This window comes from Streptomyces sp. NPDC006314 (genome assembly GCF_040613075.1).
Taxonomy (GTDB): domain Bacteria; phylum Actinomycetota; class Actinomycetes; order Streptomycetales; family Streptomycetaceae; genus Streptomyces.
Genome location: NZ_JBEXRL010000013.1, coordinates 178,896 through 195,450 on the forward strand (window position 1 = coordinate 178,896; position 16,555 = coordinate 195,450).

13 protein-coding genes, 1 tRNA gene and 2 pseudogenes are annotated in these 16,555 nt (G+C 72.8%); 5 read left to right on the top strand and 11 right to left on the bottom strand.

Features of this window, described 5'->3' with window-relative positions:
- The 3 genes from ABZ079_RS24230 to ABZ079_RS24240 are packed head-to-tail and all read right to left on the bottom strand — an operon-like array spanning position 1 to position 2,683.
- The gene (locus ABZ079_RS24230; RefSeq protein ID WP_356941534.1) at positions 1 to 360 is read right to left on the bottom strand and encodes a hypothetical protein; all 360 of its coding nucleotides are present in this window, start codon (positions 358 to 360) and stop codon (positions 1 to 3) included.
- Complete coding sequence (locus ABZ079_RS24235) at positions 357 to 2,033, bottom strand: cbb3-type cytochrome c oxidase subunit I (protein ID WP_356941535.1); 1,677 nt, start codon at positions 2,031 to 2,033, stop codon at positions 357 to 359. Before ABZ079_RS24235 ends, ABZ079_RS24230 begins: the two co-directional genes overlap by 4 nt.
- The gene (locus ABZ079_RS24240; protein WP_356941536.1) at positions 2,030 to 2,683 is read right to left on the bottom strand and encodes a cytochrome c oxidase subunit II; all 654 of its coding nucleotides are present in this window, start codon (positions 2,681 to 2,683) and stop codon (positions 2,030 to 2,032) included. The genes ABZ079_RS24235 and ABZ079_RS24240 overlap by 4 nt, the downstream gene beginning before the upstream one ends.
- Positions 2,684 to 2,950: 267 nt before the next feature.
- Between ABZ079_RS24240 and fdh the strand changes: the two genes are divergently transcribed.
- Positions 2,951 to 6,208 (top strand): formate dehydrogenase, encoded by a 3,258-nt coding sequence (gene fdh / locus ABZ079_RS24245; RefSeq protein ID WP_356941537.1) that lies wholly within the window; start codon positions 2,951 to 2,953, stop codon positions 6,206 to 6,208.
- A gap of 43 nt (positions 6,209 to 6,251) precedes the next feature.
- On the opposite strand, the gene selD is transcribed toward fdh, so the two are convergent.
- Positions 6,252 to 7,262, bottom strand: a complete 1,011-nt coding sequence (gene selD, locus ABZ079_RS24250; protein WP_356941538.1) for a selenide, water dikinase SelD — start codon at positions 7,260 to 7,262, stop codon at positions 6,252 to 6,254.
- A 34-nt stretch (positions 7,263 to 7,296) separates the two neighbouring features.
- Here selD and ABZ079_RS24255 point away from each other — a divergent pair.
- Positions 7,297 to 7,389 (top strand) — tRNA-Sec (locus ABZ079_RS24255).
- An 83-nt stretch (positions 7,390 to 7,472) separates the two neighbouring features.
- Here the strand turns inward: ABZ079_RS24255 and ABZ079_RS24260 are convergent.
- Positions 7,473 to 7,550 (bottom strand): annotated as a pseudogene (locus ABZ079_RS24260) (SelB C-terminal domain-containing protein); the annotation flags it as partial.
- Here ABZ079_RS24260 and ABZ079_RS24265 point away from each other — a divergent pair.
- Positions 7,530 to 7,697: a hypothetical protein gene (locus ABZ079_RS24265; protein ID WP_356941539.1), complete on the top strand. Its 168-nt coding sequence runs from the start codon at positions 7,530 to 7,532 to the stop codon at positions 7,695 to 7,697. The pseudogene ABZ079_RS24260 and the gene ABZ079_RS24265 overlap by 21 nt on opposite strands.
- A 1,050-nt stretch (positions 7,698 to 8,747) precedes the next feature.
- Here ABZ079_RS24265 and ABZ079_RS24270 read toward each other — a convergent pair.
- Together ABZ079_RS24270 and selA are read right to left on the bottom strand one after the other, a co-directional pair.
- Positions 8,748 to 9,167: pseudogene (locus tag ABZ079_RS24270) on the bottom strand (GTP-binding protein); the annotation flags it as partial.
- 5 nt (positions 9,168 to 9,172) lie between these two features.
- Positions 9,173 to 10,495 carry an L-seryl-tRNA(Sec) selenium transferase gene (selA, locus tag ABZ079_RS24275; RefSeq protein WP_356941540.1) on the bottom strand — a complete coding sequence of 441 codons (1,323 nt, stop codon included), beginning with the start codon at positions 10,493 to 10,495 and terminating at the stop codon, positions 9,173 to 9,175.
- A gap of 263 nt (positions 10,496 to 10,758) precedes the next feature.
- Here selA and ABZ079_RS24280 point away from each other — a divergent pair, with 263 nt between their 5' ends.
- The gene (locus tag ABZ079_RS24280; RefSeq protein ID WP_356941541.1) at positions 10,759 to 11,007 is read left to right on the top strand and encodes a hypothetical protein; all 249 of its coding nucleotides are present in this window, start codon (positions 10,759 to 10,761) and stop codon (positions 11,005 to 11,007) included.
- A 56-nt stretch (positions 11,008 to 11,063) separates the two neighbouring features.
- On the opposite strand, the gene ABZ079_RS24285 is transcribed toward ABZ079_RS24280, so the two are convergent.
- From ABZ079_RS24285 to ABZ079_RS24300, 4 genes are all read right to left on the bottom strand, one after another.
- The gene (locus ABZ079_RS24285) at positions 11,064 to 12,122 is read right to left on the bottom strand and encodes an MASE1 domain-containing protein (RefSeq protein WP_356941542.1); all 1,059 of its coding nucleotides are present in this window, start codon (positions 12,120 to 12,122) and stop codon (positions 11,064 to 11,066) included.
- 60 nt (positions 12,123 to 12,182) lie between these two features.
- Positions 12,183 to 13,025, bottom strand: a complete 843-nt coding sequence (locus tag ABZ079_RS24290) for a PP2C family protein-serine/threonine phosphatase (protein ID WP_356941543.1) — start codon at positions 13,023 to 13,025, stop codon at positions 12,183 to 12,185.
- A 120-nt stretch (positions 13,026 to 13,145) separates the two neighbouring features.
- Positions 13,146 to 13,466, bottom strand: coding sequence for a hypothetical protein (locus ABZ079_RS24295; protein WP_356941544.1), 321 nt, complete (start codon positions 13,464 to 13,466; stop codon positions 13,146 to 13,148).
- Between the two features lie 212 nt (positions 13,467 to 13,678).
- A complete protein-coding gene (locus ABZ079_RS24300; protein WP_356941545.1) occupies positions 13,679 to 14,887 on the bottom strand; it encodes a hypothetical protein in 1,209 nt (402 codons plus the stop codon).
- Between the two features lie 198 nt (positions 14,888 to 15,085).
- Here ABZ079_RS24300 and ABZ079_RS24305 point away from each other — a divergent pair, with 198 nt between their 5' ends.
- Positions 15,086 to 16,531 (top strand): glyceraldehyde-3-phosphate dehydrogenase, encoded by a 1,446-nt coding sequence (locus tag ABZ079_RS24305; protein WP_356941546.1) that lies wholly within the window; start codon positions 15,086 to 15,088, stop codon positions 16,529 to 16,531.
- Positions 16,532 to 16,555 lie beyond the last annotated feature (24 nt).

The following is a 16,555-nucleotide window of genomic DNA, read 5'->3' on the forward strand; positions in this document are numbered from 1 at the left end:
TCACCTCTCCCGCGCCGTCGTGCCGCGCGCCGCGAGGGCGACCGCCAGGACCAGCAGGGGTACGGCGACGAAGAGCAGCCAGCGGCCGTAGACGAAGCACAGGGCCACCAGCAGCAGGCCGATCGCGGCGGGCGGGACCGCGCCCGCTCCCCGGTCCGGGACGTGGTAGCGGACGTGCTGGTCGGGGGCCGTGCGCGAGGACGACAGCACGGCGAGGGCGGCCAGTTCGAGGACGAGGACCACTCCGCCCCACAGCCAGTACACCATCGCGCTCTCGCCGTAGACAGCGAGTACGGCGAGGAGGACGCCGTTCAGCAGGCCCCAGCCGGCGACCACCGCGGCGGGCAGGTGCCGTTTCACGCGCCGCTCCTCTCCCGGCCGTCCCGGCTCTCCCGGCGCCTGAGGTCGAGCAGCGGGGCGAAGCTCGTGACGGGCGGCAGCGGGCGGTCGGCGGGGAAGTTGAGGCGCGGGGGCGGGGATGTGGTGGCCCACTCCAGGGTGTGGGCGTCCCACGGGTCGTCACCGGCCGGTGCGGCACGGCCGAGGCTGCGCCGCCGCAGGGTCCACAGCACGTTGACGACGAACACCGTCATTCCGGCCGCTAGGAAGGCCGCGCCGATGGTGGCGAGCAGGTTGAGCAGGCCGAAGCCGTCGAAGGTGGCGTAGGTGGCGACCCGGCGCGGCATGCCGAGGTAACCGAGGGCGAACATCGGCAGGAAGGTCAGGTTGGTGCCGATCACCAGCAGCCAGAAGTGCAGGCGGCCCATGCGTTCGTCGAGCGTGCTGCCGGTGACCTTCGGGAACCAGAAGTAGATGGCCGCGAAGAGGCCGAAGGCGCTGCCGGCGAAGAGCACGTAGTGCAGGTGGGCCACGATGAAGTAGCTGTCCGTGACGTGGTAGTCGATCACCGGGGTGCCGACCATGATCCCGGTGAGGCCGCCGATCAGGAACTGCGGGACGAAGGCGAGCGCGAACAGCATCGGTGTGCAGAGGCGGAGGCGGCCGCCGAGGAGCGTGCCGAGCATGCCGAAGTACTCGACCCCGGCGGGGACGAGGAGCGCGATGGAGGTCAGGGAGTAATAGTCGTTGGCCGCCTGGCCCGTCGCGAACATGTGGTGGCCCCACACGCTCATCGACAGGGCGGCGAACACCAGCAGCGACAGCACCATGCCCCGGTAGCCGAAGAAGCGGCGGCCCGAGAACACGGCCAGCACCTCGGCCACGGCGGCGAGGTAGGGGAAGAACATCACGTACACGACCGGATGGCCGTAGAACCAGAAGATGTGCTGGTAGCCGATGTTCCACACGGGGGAGGCGAAGACCGAGGCGTCGGCGCGGCCCACGGCGAGCAGGGTCAGCGCGGCGAGCAGGGCGGGGAAGGCGCCGATCACCATGAGGCAGGTGGCGATCATCGCCCAGCAGAACACGGGCAGCCGCAGCATGGTCATCCCGCGGGTGCGGCGGCGCAGGATCGTCCAGAGCACGCTCCAGCCCATGATGAGGGCTCCGGTGGCGGCGAGGAGGACACCCGCGATCCACAGATCCGTGCCGGTGCCCGGCGAGTGCTCGGTGTCGGCCAGCGGCGGGTAGGAGAACCAGCCGTCGGCGTGCGCCCCGGTGGGCGCGGCGAAGCCGGCGAGCATGGTGAGTGCGCCGAGGACGTAGAGCCAGTAGCCGAGCAGGGTCAGGCGGGGCAGGGCGATCCCGGGGGCACCGATCTGCAGGGGGGCCAGATAGACGCCCATGCCGATCGCGAACGGCGTCATGACCATGTAGATCATGCCGGAGCCGTGGAGGGTGAACAGCTGGTCGTAGGTCTGTGCGGTGAGGAAGGTCTCCTCGGGCTGGGTGAGCTGGCCGCGCATGAGGAGCGCGAAGACGCCCATGAGCAGCAGCAGGACGAGGGAGGTGCCGGCGGTCAGCAGCCCGATGCGCTTGTGGTCGGTGGTGGAGACCCAGCCGAGCCAGCTGCCCGGCGGGACCGGCCGGCCCGCGTCGTGCCGCCGCTCGGAATCGGGCGGTGCGACCGTCATACGGCCTCCGTCCCGGCGCCGGCGGGGTGGCCGTGCAGCCAGCGGTCGTACTCCTCGGGCGAGACCGCCTTGATCCAGAAGTCCATCGCGTAGTGCCGTTGCCCGCAGAACTCCGCGCACCTGCCGCGCCAGCGGCCCTTCCGGTCGAGGGTGAGGGTGAACGTGTTCACGTGGTGCGGGAAGGCGTCCATCTTGTAGCGCAGGCCCGGCACCCAGAGGGAGTGGATGACGTCCCGTGAGGTGAGGCGGAGCTGGACGGTACGGCCGGTCGGCACGACGAGCGTGGGCGTGTTCTCGCCCCTGCAGGTGCCGGAGACGCCGCGGTGCTCCGGGGACTGCGGGTAGCGGAAGGTCCAGCACCACTGGAAGCCGGTGACGTCGACGCGCAGGGGCTTGGCAGCGGCGGCGTGGTGTTCCTGGTGGTTCTGCCAGGCCGTCCAGGCCACCAGGAAGACCGCGAAGGCGGCGAGGGCGCCGGCGCAGAAGGCCTCCGGCCGCGGCCGTTCCGGCCGCTCGGACACGGCGGCGGGCCAGCCGGCCCGCCGGCGCACCAGCACCCAGGCGAGCAGGCCGCACACGACGAGGAACACGAAGCAGGCGACGATCGACTCCAGGGCGAAGACGATCCCGAAGACGTGACGTTGCCTCACCGCGCCGCCTTCACCCCGACGACCCTGACCCTCATGCGATCACTCCCGTCGCCTCGTCCGGGATGGCGACCATCCGGACATTACGGTCAGCCGTCACGGTCCGGACGCAGACACTCCGCCGCGCGGCGGAGTCCCCCGCTCGCCCCGCACGACCAGGCGAGTCCGTCCGGCCCTGGCGGGCGGGGGTACACCGCTGCCCAGCGGCAGGAGATGCCGCGGCGGCGAGGCTGCGGGAAAATCGAGGGAACGGGCAGGAGAGGAGTGGCTGTGGGCGTACGCACCTGGATCGACTCCTGGCCGGTCTACCGCCAGCTCACCGGCACGGACCCGCTGGGCCGGGGCGCCGCCGCCAGGAGCGCGCGCAGCGAACGGCTCCAGCCGCGGGTCGCCACCGCCGACCGGGTGGTGAAGTCCGTCTGCCCCTACTGCGCCGTGGGCTGCGGCCAGAACGTGTACGTCCAGGACGAGCGGGTCACCCAGATCGAGGGCGACCCGGACTCGCCGATCTCGCGCGGCCGGCTGTGCCCCAAGGGCGCGGCGAGCCTGCAGCTGACGACCGGGGACGCCCGCGAGCACCAGGTCCTCTACCGGCGCCCGCACGGCACCGGGTGGGAGCGGCTGGACCTCGACACCGCGATGGACATGATCGCCGACCGGGTGATCGAGGCGCGCAGGGCCGGCTGGCAGTGGGAGGTCGACGAGACCCGCACCCGGCGCACCCTGGGCATCGCGAGCCTGGGCGGGGCAACGCTCGACAACGAAGAGAACTACCTGATCAAGAAGTTGTTCACCGCGCTGGGAGCGATCCAGATCGAGAACCAGGCGCGTGTTTGACACTCCTCCACCGTTCCCAGTCTGGGAACCTCGTTCGGACGCGGCGGCGCGACCACCTTCCAGCAGGACCTGCAGAACGCGGACTGCATCGTCATCGAGGGCTCGAACATGGCCGAGTGCCATCCGGTCGGGTTCCAGTGGGTGATGGAGGCCAAGGCGCGGGGCGCGAAGGTGATCCACGTCGACCCGCGGTTCACCCGCACCAGCGCGCTGGCCGATGTGCACGTGCCACTGCGCGCGGGCACGGACATCGCCTTCCTCGGCGGGATCATCAACCACGTCCTGCAGCGGGAGAAGTACTTCCGCGACTACGTCGTCGCCTACAGCAACGCCCCGGTGATCCTGCGGGAGGACTTCCGCGACACCGAGGACCTGCCCGGTGTCTTCTCCGGCCTCGACACCGCCAACCGCGCCTACGACAACAGCAGTTGGCAGTACGAGGGCACGGAGACGCAGGCGGCCTCCGGCGCACGCGACCAGGAGTACGACAAGCGCACCGGTGGCGGTTCGGTGACCGAGGCGGCGCGCGGTGAGGCCCACGGGTCGGGCGGCGCCGACATCGGGGAGGGCGAGCCGGAGCGGGACGAGACGCTGACCCATCCGCGCTGCGTCTTCCAGGTCCTCAAGCGGCACTACTCCCGCTACACGCCGGAGATGGTCGAGCAGGTCTGCGGGGTGCCGCGGGACCTGTTCCGGCGGGTGTGCGAACTGATCACGGAGAACTCCGGCCGGGACCGGACGACGGCCTTCGCCTACGCGGTCGGCTGGACGCAGCACACCGTGGGCGTGCAGTACATCCGCGCGGCCGCCGTCCTCCAGACCCTGCTGGGGAACATCGGCCGGCCGGGCGGCGGCATCCTCGCGCTGCGCGGGCACGCCTCCATCCAGGGCTCCACGGACATCCCGACCCTGTTCAACCTGCTGCCCGGCTACATCCCGATGCCGCACGCGCACCAGCACCAGGACCTGGACTCCTTCGTGCGGGCCGGGGCGGCCCGCAAGGGCTACTGGGGCAACATGCGCGCGTACCTGGTGAGCCTGCTCAAGGCGTACTGGGGTGACGCGGCGACCGCCGAGAACGACTTCTGCTTCGACTACCTGCCCCGGCTGACCGGCTCGCACTCGACGTACGAGACGACGATGGCCCAGCTGGAAGGCGCCTGCAAGGGCTACTTCCTGGTCGGTGAGAACCCGGCGGTGGGCAACGCCAACTCCAAGCTGGTGCGGCTCGGCATGGCGAACCTGGACTGGCTGGTGGTCCGCGACTTCTCGCTGATCGAGTCGGCGACCTGGTGGAAGGACGGCCCCGAGATCGAGACCGGGGAGCTGCGCACGGAGGACATCCGCACCGAGGTGTTCTTCCTGCCGGCCGCCGCGCACACCGAGAAGGACGGCAGCTTCACCAACACCCAGCGGCTGCTGCAGTGGCACCACCAGGCGGTCGAGCCGCCGGGCGAGGCACGCAGCGACCTGTGGTTCGCCTACCATCTGGGACGGCGGATCCGGGAGAAGCTCGCCGGGTCCACCGACGAGATGGACCGTCCGGTGCTCGACCTGGCCTGGGACTATCCGGTCAAGGGCCGGCACGCCGAACCGGACGCGGAGGCCGTCCTCGCCGAGATCAACGGCCACGACGCCGAGGGCGGCCCGCTCTCCTCCTCCGAGCAGCTGAGGCCGGACGGCTCGACGGCCTGCGGCTGCTGGATCTACTGCGGTGTCTACGCCGACGGCGTCAACCGGGCGGCCCGGCGCAAGCCCGGCCGGGAGCAGGACTGGGTGGCGGCCGAGTGGGCGTGGGCCTGGCCGGCCAACCGCCGCATCCTGTACAACCGCGCCTCCGCCGACCCGCAGGGCAGGCCCTGGAGCGAACGCAAGGCTCTGGTGTGGTGGGACCCGGACAAGGGTGAGTGGTCCGGGCACGACGTGCCCGACTTCAAGAAGGACAGGTCACCCGGCCACCGGCCACCGAAGGACGCGACCGGCCCGGATGCGCTGTCGGGCACGGACCCGTTCATCATGCAGGCCGACGGCAAGGCCTGGCTGTACGTGCCGTCCGGGCTCACCGACGGGCCGCTGCCGGCGCACTACGAGCCGCAGGACTCGCCGTTCCCGAACCTGCTGTACGAGCAGCAGCGCAACCCGGTACGCCAGTTGCTGCCCCCGCACCCGGACAACCGCTACCAGCCGAGCGGCGACGAGCCCGGCTCGGAGGTGTTCCCGTACGTGGCCACGACCTACCGGCTCACCGAGCACCACACCGCGGGCGGCATGTCCCGCTGGCAGCCGTACCTGGCCGAGCTGCAACCGGAGTTCTTCTGCGAGGTGTCCCCGGAACTTGCCGCGGAGCGGGGTCTGGAGCACACCGGGTGGGCGACGATCGTCAGCGCGCGTGGCGTGATCGAGGCACGGGTGCTGGTCACCGACCGCATGACGCCGCTCACCGTGCACGGGCGCACGCTGCACCAGGTGGGCCTCCCTTATCACTGGGGCCCCAACGGCTACAGCACCGGGGACGCGGCCAACGAGCTGCTGCATCTCTCCCTGGACCCGAACACCCATATCCAGGAGACGAAGGCGTTCGCCGTCGACATCCGCCCGGGCCGCCGGCCCCGGGGCCCGGCCTCCGCAGAGCTGGTGCGGGCGTACCGGACGCGGGCGGGCATCGACGAGCACACGGGCACGGAGCCGTGACGCGGCGGTTACCCGGGCTGGGGGGAGCGGACCGGCGAGTGGGTCACTTCAGCACGAGGGAATGCGTCCCGCGTGGCACCAGTTCCCCCACCACCGGCGCTCCCGGCACCTTGCCGGCGACGAGGAGACCCCCGGAGGTCTGCGCGTCGGCCAGCAGCAGCCGGGTGTCGGCGTCCGTGCGCCCGAAGTCGGTGTGCGGCGCGACCCATTCGAGGTTGCGCCGGGTGCCGCCGCTGACGTAGCCGTCCCGTACGGCCTCCCGGGCGCCGTCCAGGTAGGGCACGGCGGCGGTGTCGACCACGGCGGTGACGCCGGAGGCACGGGCCAGCTTGTGCAGATGGCCGAGGAAGCCGAACCCGGTGACGTCGGTGGCACAGGTGGCCCCGGCGGCCAGCGCGGCTTCGGAGGCCTCACGGTTCAGGGCCGCCATCGTGGCGACGGCCTGCTCGAACCGCTCTCCGGTGGCCTTGTGCCGGTTGTTCAGGACGCCGAGGCCCAGCGGTTTGGTCAGTGACAGGGGCAGCCCGGGGCGGCCGGCGTCGTTGCGCAGGAGCCGCCCGGGATCGGCGACACCGGTGACGGCCATGCCGTACTTGGGTTCCGGGTCGTCGACGCTGTGTCCGCCGCCGACGTGGCAGCCCGCCTCCGTGGCGACGTCCAGTCCCCCGCGCAGCACCTCACGGGCCAGGCCGAACGGGAGCCGGTCGCGCGGCCAGGCCAGGAGGTTGACGGCGAGCAGGGGCCGGCCGCCCATGGCGTACACGTCGGACAGGGCGTTGGCGGCGGCGATGCGCCCCCAGTCGTAGGGATCGTCCACGACCGGGGTGAAGAAGTCGGCCGTGCAGACGACCGCCGTTCCCCGGTGCCCGACCACGGCGGCGTCGTCCCCGGTGGCGAGCCCGACGAGCAGCGGGGTGTCGCCCCCGGCGAGCGGCGGCGCGGTGAGCCCGGCGACCAGCTCCTCCAGCTCCCCGGGCGGGATCTTGCAGGCGCAGCCGCCGCCGTGGGCGAACTGCGTGAGCCGTACGGGCGCTCGGCGGGTCGGTCGTGTCATGCCGGTCTCCTGGGGCAGTAGCCTGGCGGGCGGTGGAGGCGTGTGGGTGCCTGGTGGCCCTCCCGGTCTTCAAAACCGAGGTGCCCGGGGATCTCGGGCAGGCAGGTTCGATTCCTGTCCGCCTCCGTTCACCGTGTCCGTACGGCACCGCCGGCGCTGGTCGTCGACGCGCTCGGTCCAGCCCCGGGCGTCCAGGAACTCCAGCAGTGGTACGGCCACCCGGCGTGTGGTGTCGAGCGCGCGCCGTGCCTCGCTGAGCGTGAACGGTTGCGGCAGGGCGCGCAGCACGGCGGCGGCCTCGGCGTCCGCGCCGGGCAGCAGCACGATCCCTTCGGCGACGCGCAGCAGGGCACCGCCGGCCACCGCGGCGGCCAACGTCTTGCGGTCGAGGCCCAGTGCGCCGAGCCGGCCGGCCTCGGGTGCGCGGAACGGTGACCGGGCGAGGTCGCGGCGCACGGCTTCCACGGCCGCGCCGACGGGCGGGGGCAGGGCGGGCCGGAGGCTGTCGGAGGCGAACAGCCGGCCCTGCCGGGCGTGAAGTCGGGGCGTCGCTTCGGCCAGCGCGTCGACCAGGACGCGGTCGGGCAGGCCGAGCAGACGGCGGGCCGCCTCGGCGGGCAGCCCGGGCTCGAGCGGATGTGCGCGGGCGTGTCGTTCGACCTCGGCTGCCAACCGCTCCCCGAGGGTCTTCCAGTACGCAGCGTCGGCCAGCCAGTCCTTTGCGACGGGTTCGACGGGTGCCGGGACGCCCATCGCCCGGAGGTCGGCGCTCCGGATCAGCTTGCGCCGGCGCAGCTCCGCGGCGCCTTCGGGGCGGCCGGTCAGGCCGGCGAGTTCGGCCGCGCGGGCCCGGCCGGCGCCGCGCCGGGTCAGCCGGGGCGGCCGTACGTCGAGGATGGTGACCCCGCAGGGCATGCGGCTCCCGCCGGGTTCACGCAGCACCGCGCGGTCGCCGACCCGCAGCGGCAGTCCCCGGCCCAGGGTGAGCCGGGCGGTGTCCTCGCCGAGCGGACGGACGGCCACCGGTACGGCGGCGGTGCCGATGTGCAGGGTGACGGAGCGGGGCAGGCCAGCCACCGGTTCGCCGGTGATCCGGACGTCGATCAGCTCGGTGGACAGCCAGCGGTCCGGGGTCAGCAGGACCTTCCCGCGGCACAGGCAGTCGTCCCCGGGACCGTGCACGTTGACGGCCACCCGGGCCACCCCGCTGACGGCTGTCCGCTCCTCGTGCAGGCTCTGCAGCCCGCGCACCCGGAGCACGGCCCCGCCGTCCCCGGTGACGAGCCGGTCGCCGACCCGCAGTGTGCCCGCCCCGAGGGTGCCGGTCACCACGGTGCCGTGACCGCGGACGGTGAAGGACCGGTCGAGCCACAGGCGGACATCGGCATCGACGTCGGGCACGGGCAACCCGTCCGCCAACCGGGCCAGTTCACCGCGCAGCTCGTCCAGGCCCGCGCCGGTGACCGCGCTGACCGCGACCGACGGCACCTTGCCGAGGGAGGTCCCGGCCAGACGCTCGACGGCGTCGGCGCGTGCGGGCTCGGGGTCCGCGAGGTCGCCGCGGGTCACCGCGAGGACGGCGTGCCGGACGCCGAGTGCGTCGAGGATCGCCAGGTGCTCCTGCGACTGGGGCTGCCAGCCCTGGTCGGCGGCGACCACGAACAGCACGGCGGGTACGGGTCCGACACCGGCCAGCATGGTCGCGACGAACCGCTCGTGCCCGGGTACGTCCACGAAGGCGAGGTGTTCTCCGTCCGGGCCCAGCCTGGTCCATACGAAGCCCAGGTCGAGGGTCAGGCCCCGGCGGCGCTCCTCCTCGTAGCGGTCCGGCTCCATGCCGGTGAGGGCGCGGACCAGAGCCGACTTGCCGTGGTCGACGTGCCCGGCGGTGGCGAGGACGCGCATCGCGCCTACCTCTCCGCAGCGGTCGGGGCCGGCCGCTCGCCGTCTCCCGGCCCCGCTGTGCGGACGGCCTGCGCGAGCAGTTCGTCGTCCTCCTCCGGCACCGCCCGCAGGTCCAGCAGGCAGCGGCCCGCCTCCAGGCGTCCGACGACCGGGATGCGGCTGGTGCGGAGCGCGGCGGCGTACGGCTCGGGCAGCGAGAGTGCCGCGCTGGGCAGAGCGACCCCGGGCGCGCCTCCGCCGCCGACCGTGGCGGTGCACTCCACGGCCCGGACGTCGATGCCGTCGGCGGCGAGGTCGCCCGCGAGCCGGTCGGCGCGGGTCAGCAGACGGGCCGGGTCGGTGGTGAGGGCGAGGGCGGTCGGGGTGGGCGGGCCGGTGAGCGTGGCCTCGAGGGCGGCCAGGGTCAGCTTGTCGACGCGCAGGGCGCGGGCCAGCGGGTGCCGGGCGAGGCTGCGGACCAGGTCCCGGTCTCCGAGCAGGAGTCCGCACTGGGGTCCGCCGAGCAGTTTGTCGCCGCTCGCGGTGACGAGCGCGGCGCCCGCGCGGAGCTGGGTGTCGGCGTCGGGTTCCTCGGGCAGGGCCGGGTGCGGCGCGAGCAGCCCGGAGCCGATGTCGGCGACGACCGGGACGCCGAGGCCGGCGAGTTCGGCTACCTCGGCCGCCCGCGTGAAGCCGGTGATGCGGAAGTTGGACGGGTGCACTTTCAGTACGAACCCGGTGTCCGGGCCGATCACGCCGGCGTAGTCGGCGGCGGTCGTGCGGTTGGTCGTACCGACCTCACGGAGCCGCGCGCCGGTGGAGACGAGCAGGTCGGGCAGCCGGAAGCCGTCGCCGATCTCCACCATCTCGCCCCGGCTGACGATGATCTCCCTGCCTGCCGCGAGCGCGGTGGCGGCGAGCACCAGCGCGGCGGCGCCGTTGTTGACGACGTGCACGGCACCGGCGGCCGGGACCCGCTCGTGCAGCGCGGCGAGGGCGGAGCGTCCCCGGCGGGCCCGTACACCGGTGGCCAGGTCGAGTTCGACGTCCGTGGGTCCGGCGGCCTCCTGGACGGCCTGCCGGGCGGCGGCCGACAGCGGGGCCCGGCCGAGGTTGGTGTGCAGCAGCACGCCGGTGGCGTTGATCACCGGGCACAGGCCGCCGGCGGTGGCGGGCAGCAGGGCGAGGGCCGTCTCGGACACCTGGTCGGGTGCGATGCTCCCTTCCCGGGCCTGCTGCTGTGCCTGACGGACGGCGGCCTTCACCACCCGCGCGCCCAGCCGGTCGACGGCCGCGGACAGGCGGGGCTCGCGCAGGAGCAGGTCGGTGCGCGGGATACGGCGGCGCACGTCGCCGCCGTCGTCCGGAGACCGTACTGTGCCCCCGGCTCGGCAGCGTCCCGGGCCGCCGGACGCGGGGCCGGCCGCCCCGCGCTTCTCATCCGCCGCGCCAGCCGTCCGCGGTGCCACCCGCTGCTCCATGCCGCGCCTGTCCCTCCGGTCCGGGCTCCTTGCCCGTACGGGCTCCGCCCATCGTCTCCCAGTGCCCAGGACCGGCCGTCCGACACGCCGGACGGACTCGGCGCCGGCCCCGCCCGGGTACCTGCCGCCGCATGAGCGACCGCGGCCGGCACGAGACCGCCACGGACGCGGAGCGGGCCGCACAGCGGCGGCACGCGGCAGAGCGCGGGGGTGCCGCCGCCCAGCCTTCCGAGTACCCGTATCCGGAGCGCCGGGCGGGGGGTCCGGGCCCGGCGCCGCATCAGCGGGCCGGGGCCGCCGCGGACACGCCGCCCGGTATCCCCGGGGGTGAGGGAACGACCGGCGGCGGCCGGTCCGGCTCCGCCGGCGACGACGAGTGAACCGGTCCGGCCGGTGACCCCCGGGGGATGGATCACCCGCACTGCCGTGCCGCGCGTCACGAGGACGGCTCCGAGGGACCATCGAGCCGGTCCGGACGCCTCACGGGCATGCCGCTGGGCGACGGCCGGTCGTCGGTGTCGTCGGTGCCCGCGTGCGGGCGGGGTGGCGGGGCGTCGCCCGCGGTGAGGTGTTCCAGCACCTCCACCAGCTCCTGGCAGGCCTTCTCCACCGAGCGCCGGGTGTTGCGCTGCTCGATGATCACGGCGGACAGCAGCAGCGCGGTCAGGGCCATCGCGCCGTTGAAGGCCTGCAGTTTCACCATGACCTCGATCCGGCTCAGCCCGGCGAAGGCCCCGACGCCGTCGGTCGCGGCCACGGTGGTCACGACGGACGTGAACAGCGCGCACAGGACACTGCCCACGAGCTGGAAGCGCAGGGCGGCCCAGATGATGAGCGGGTAGACGAGGAAGAGCATGCTGAGCGAGCTGTAGGCGGCCAGCGGTACGAGAAGGCAGGCGGCGACGGCCAGCGCGGTCGCCTCCTTCCAGCGGGTCGGCGGTGGTGGCCGGCGGGTCCCGTGGAGCAACAGCAGGAGCGGGGTGACGATCAGGACGCCCATCGCGTCCCCGACCCACCAGGCCAGCCAGACGGGCCAGAAGCTGTGGGCGGCCAGCCGGTCCGTGACGAACAGGAGGCCGACGCCGACGGTGGCGCTGATCAGCATGGCGGGCAGGGCGCCCAGGAACACCAGGGCGAGGCCGTCCCGCAGTCGGCTGAGGTCGTTGCGGAAGCGGGCCCGGCGCAGCAGGAGCACCGCGCACAGGGGTGCTGCGGTGTTGCCGACGAGGACGCCGAGCACGTCGAGGCGGGGGGTGGTGAGCGACAGCACGGCGAAGAAGGCGCCGAGGGTGATACCGGGCCAGCAGCGCAGGCCGAAGATGAGCAGGGCGGCGACGGCGACGCCGGTCGGCGGCCAGATGGGAGTGACGACGGCGCCCTCGACGGACAGCTCCCGCAGCAGGCCGAGCCGGCTCGCCGCGTAGTAGCAGGCCGTGACGGCCAGCACCTGGACGATGTAGCCGCCCGGCCGGCGCAGATCCTCGTAACCGACCACAGCAGCTATCTCACACCGGCGGCCCCGGGTCTGCGAGGCGGGAGACGGTGCCGTCCGGCCCTATGGCTGAATACCGGGCCGGCCGCCGAGGCCGTCGAGGCCCACGACGAGGACGGCGGCATCGTCCTCGTGTCCGACGCTCTCCGCGCCCTTGATCACGGCGGCGGCCAGGGCGCGGGCCTCCAGGCCGGCGACGGCGGCGATGCCCGCGAGGCGCACCACCTGGTCGAGCCCGTCCTCGATGTTCAGCGACGGCCCCTCCACCACGCCGTCGGTGACCAGGACGAAGACGCCGCCGGTGGTCAGCCGGTGGCGGGTGACCGGGTACTGCACCCCCTTCTCGATGCCGAGCGGCGGTCCTCCCTCGTCATCGGCGACGCCGGACTGACCGTCGGCTGTGGCCCACACGAAGGGGATGTGGCCGGCCCGTGCGCTCTCCAGTACTCCGGTGGCCGGTTCGAGCCGCATGAAGGTGCAGGTGGCGAACAGGTCGCTGCCCAGGGAGAGCAGCAGCTCGTTGGTGCGGGCGAGGAGTTCGCCGGGCTCGCCGGTGACGGAGGCGAGTGCGCGCAGGCCGGCCCTCACCTGGCCCATGAAGGCGGCGGCCTCGATGTTGTGCCCCTGGACGTCGCCGATGGACAGCCCGATCCGGCCGTCGGACATGGCGAAGGCGTCGTACCAGTCGCCGCCCACGTTGAGACCGAGGTTGGCCGGCGCGTACCGCACCGCCAGGCGCAGACCGGGCGCGGTGGGCAGGTCCCGGGGCAGCATGCCCCGCTGCAGGGCGATGGCCAGCTCGACCTGGGTGCGCTGCTGCTCCGCGCGCTGGCGCGCCTGGGCGGTGAGCGAACCGAGTCTGGCCAGCAGCTCGTCGCCTTCGTCCGTGGAGCGCTTGCGGGGCATCGATCACTTCCGGCGGGGCGGTGGCCCGCGGTGGACCGGCCGCCTGGACTTTCGGCACCGCCTAGATTTTACCCAGGGAGGATGATCTCGCCCCCTGCAGTGGCCGCAGCGCGGTCCCGGTCAGTGGACCTCGGAGTCGATACCGGTGATCACGGCGGGCCCCAGAGGTGCGCTCCCCTCATCGAGTCCCGCGTCCCACAGAGCGGAGACCGCGAGGCGGCGGGCCTCCTCCTCGGCATGCGGGCCGGTGTCCGCCTCGACGGTCAGGCGGAGGGTGAACGTGTTGTCCTCGTTGACGCTGAGCACGTCCAGGTCCTCGACGCTGCCCATCCGCGTGCCGTGGGGATCGGCGGGCCGGAGCGAGCGGGCCAGCCGGGTTCGGGTGTCCGCCGCGACCGCCGTGGTGAAGGTGCCGGGGACGCTGATCACGTAGGTCGTCATGACGATCCTTTCCTCGGGCCCCCTCGCCTACCCCGATTCACGGCCTTCGCACAGCGCTCTGCCCATCCGGGCGCCTCCGGACGGGGGACGTGCCCGCGCGCGCCGGCCGCCGGGCCCGCGCGCGGCAATGGGTGGGGGACGAGCGGTGCGGCCGTCGTCCGGTTCTCCCCCGACCTCGCCGAGAAGCCGCTCGCCGTCCACCCGGCGGTGGCTCACAGCGGGGAGTGGGCCACCGCCAGCACATAGGCGCCGAACAGCAGGGAGACCCCGGTGAGGGCGGCGTAGACGAGCACCGCCCGGGCCCGACGCAGGCGCCAGGTGCGCGCGAGTGCGCGCGCCATCGGAAGGAGCAGGGGGAAGGCCGGCAGGAGGAAACGCGGCTTGGAGGAGAAGGAACCCGAGCCGCCGACCACGAGCAGCATCAGGACCCCCGTGTAGACCACCAGGGCCAGCGGGGCCCGGTCCAGGCACAGCAGGGCGAACAGCAGGACGCCCGCCGCGACGATCACCAGGGCCGCCGGGTACACGAAGCCGCCGCCGTGCAGGAGCAGAGCCCTCAGGAAACGCAGCGAGCCCGCGCCGAAGTCGAAGCGGGAGTCCCAGGCGCGCTGCACCTCCAGGTAGCCGCCGAGCACGTCACCCGTCTGGCTGCCCACCCACAGCACATGGCCGAGCCAGCCCAGCGGCGTCAGTACCGCCCCGGCCCACAGGCTCGCCGGGACCCGGCCGCGCTGCCGCCACGCCTCGTGCGCGGCCGCGAGGGCGACGGCGACCGCCACCGCGAATCCGCTGGGCCGGGCCAGGCCCGCCAGCGCGGCCAGCGAACCCGCCCACAGCCAGCGGCCCTTGAGCACGCCGTACAGGGACCAGGCGGCGAGCGCGGCGAACAGCGACTCGGTGTAGGCGATGGTCAGTTCCACGGCATGGGGCAGTACGGCCCACAGGGCGACCAGCGCGGTGGCGACACCCCGCCCGTACAGGTGGTGGCCGATGGCGTAGGCGCCGTACGCGGCCGTGCCCGCCGCGGCCCAGGCGATGAGCATCGCGGCCTGGGCCGGGGTGACCGGCAGGACGGTGGTCAGCGCCCTGATGAGCGCCGGATACAGCGGAAAGAACGCCCAGTCGGTCTGGATGGCGCCCTTCGGGGTGATCCAGATCAGGTGGCCATAGCCCTGGGTGGCGATGTGCAGGTACCAGCGGGAGTCCCAGGAGTGCGCCAGGTTCCTGACGAGCGGGTGTCCCCTGAGGTCGTTCGTGAGGATCACCACGAGAATCCCGGCGAGCCGGACGGCCGCGAACAGGGCGAGGGCCGGGAGCGCGCCCTCGACGATCCCGCGCCGGACGAACGGTGGCAGGGCCGGTCGGCGGAGGGGACCCGAGGGGGCGGCCGGCTCGGGCCGGGGGACGGAAGAGGTGCTCACGGTTTTGACCTTGGGCAGGCCCGTTCGGACATGCAATCCGCGACCCGGGTTTCCTACGCACTTCCACCCTGATTCAGGAACGAGCCCAGGGACCGCGGCGGGATCCGGTGCTCCGGGCACCCCCGTGACGGACCCGCCGGATGATCGAAGTAGGGTGTGGTTACCATATGAGCGCTGCCTAGCTCGAAAGATAGATCTGTGACTGTCAACGACGACTCGTTCACCAACTGGAAGATCCGCGAGGAGATCGCGGAGTCGATGATCCCGCTCATCGGGAAGCTGCACCGCGAGCGGGACGTGACCGTCCTGCTGCACAGCCGCTCCTTGGTGAACAAGTCGGTGGTCAGCATCCTCAAGACGCACCGCTTCGCCCGGCAGATCGCCGGTGCGGAGCTGTCGGTCACCGAGACCATGCCGTACCTGAAGGCTCTGACCACCCTCGACCTCGGGCCCTCCCAGATCGACCTCGGCATGCTGGCCACCATGCACGCGGCCGACGACCGCGGCCTGAGCGTGGAGGAGTTCACCGCCGAGACCGTCGCCGGTGCCGCGGGCGCCAACAAGATCGAGCGCCGCGAGCCGCGCGACGTCGTCCTCTACGGCTTCGGCCGCATCGGGCGGCTCGTCGCCCGTCTGCTGATCGAGAAGGCCGGCTCCGGCAACGGCCTCCGGCTCCGTGCCATCGTGGTCCGCGGCGGCGGCGCCCAGGACATCGTCAAGCGCGCCTCGCTGCTGCGCCGCGACTCCATCCACGGCCAGTTCCAGGGCACGATCACCGTGGACGAGGACAGCAGCACGATCGTCGCCAACGGCAACGAGATCAAGGTGATCTACGCCGACGACCCGTCGTTCGTGGACTACACCGAGTACGGCATCCGCGACGCCATCCTCATCGACAACACCGGCAAGTGGCGCGACCGCGAGGGTCTGTCGAAGCACCTGCGCCCCGGCATCGACAAGGTCGTGCTGACCGCGCCGGGCAAGGGCGACGTCCCGAACATCGTGCACGGCGTCAACCACGACACCATCAAGCCGGACGAGCAGATCCTGTCCTGCGCCTCCTGCACCACCAACGCCATCGTCCCCCCGCTGAAGGCGATGGACGACGAGTACGGCGTCCTGCGCGGCCACGTGGAGACCGTTCACTCGTTCACCAACGACCAGAACCTGCTGGACAACTACCACAAGTCCGAGCGCCGTGGCCGCTCCGCGCCGCTCAACATGGTGATCACCGAGACCGGTGCCGCCTCCGCCGTCGCGAAGGCGCTGCCCGACCTCAAGGCCAAGATCAGCGGCAGCTCGATCCGCGTCCCGGTACCGGACGTCTCGATCGCGATCCTCAACCTCCAGCTGGCCCGCGAGACCACCCGCGAGGAGGTCCACGAGTACCTGCGCGAGGTGTCGCTGACCTCGCCGCTCAAGCGCCAGATCGACTTCACCACGGCGCCCGACGCGGTCTCCAGCGACTTCATCGGCTCGCGCCACGCCTCGATCGTGGACGCCGGCGCCCTCAAGGTCGACGGGGACAACGCGATCCTCTACCTCTGGTACGACAACGAGTTCGGCTACTCCTGCCAGGTCGTCCGGGTCGTCCAGCACGTCTCGGGCGTGGAGTACCCGACGTACCCGGCGACGGCGGTCTGACGGGTATCCGCTGCGGCATGCGGC

Bases quoted from the DNA above. Each gene is read 5' to 3' on its own strand.
- ABZ079_RS24235 (WP_356941535.1), bottom strand. From the start codon at position 2,033: ATGACGGTCGCACCGCCCGATTCCGAGCGGCGGCACGACGCGGGCCGG.
- selD (WP_356941538.1), bottom strand. From the start codon at position 7,262: ATGACACGACCGACCCGCCGAGCGCCCGTACGGCTCACGCAGTTCGCC.
- ABZ079_RS24280 (WP_356941541.1), top strand. From the start codon at position 10,759: ATGAGCGACCGCGGCCGGCACGAGACCGCCACGGACGCGGAGCGGGCC.
- ABZ079_RS24290 (WP_356941543.1), bottom strand. From the start codon at position 13,025: ATGCCCCGCAAGCGCTCCACGGACGAAGGCGACGAGCTGCTGGCCAGA.
- ABZ079_RS24295 (WP_356941544.1), bottom strand. From the start codon at position 13,466: ATGACGACCTACGTGATCAGCGTCCCCGGCACCTTCACCACGGCGGTC.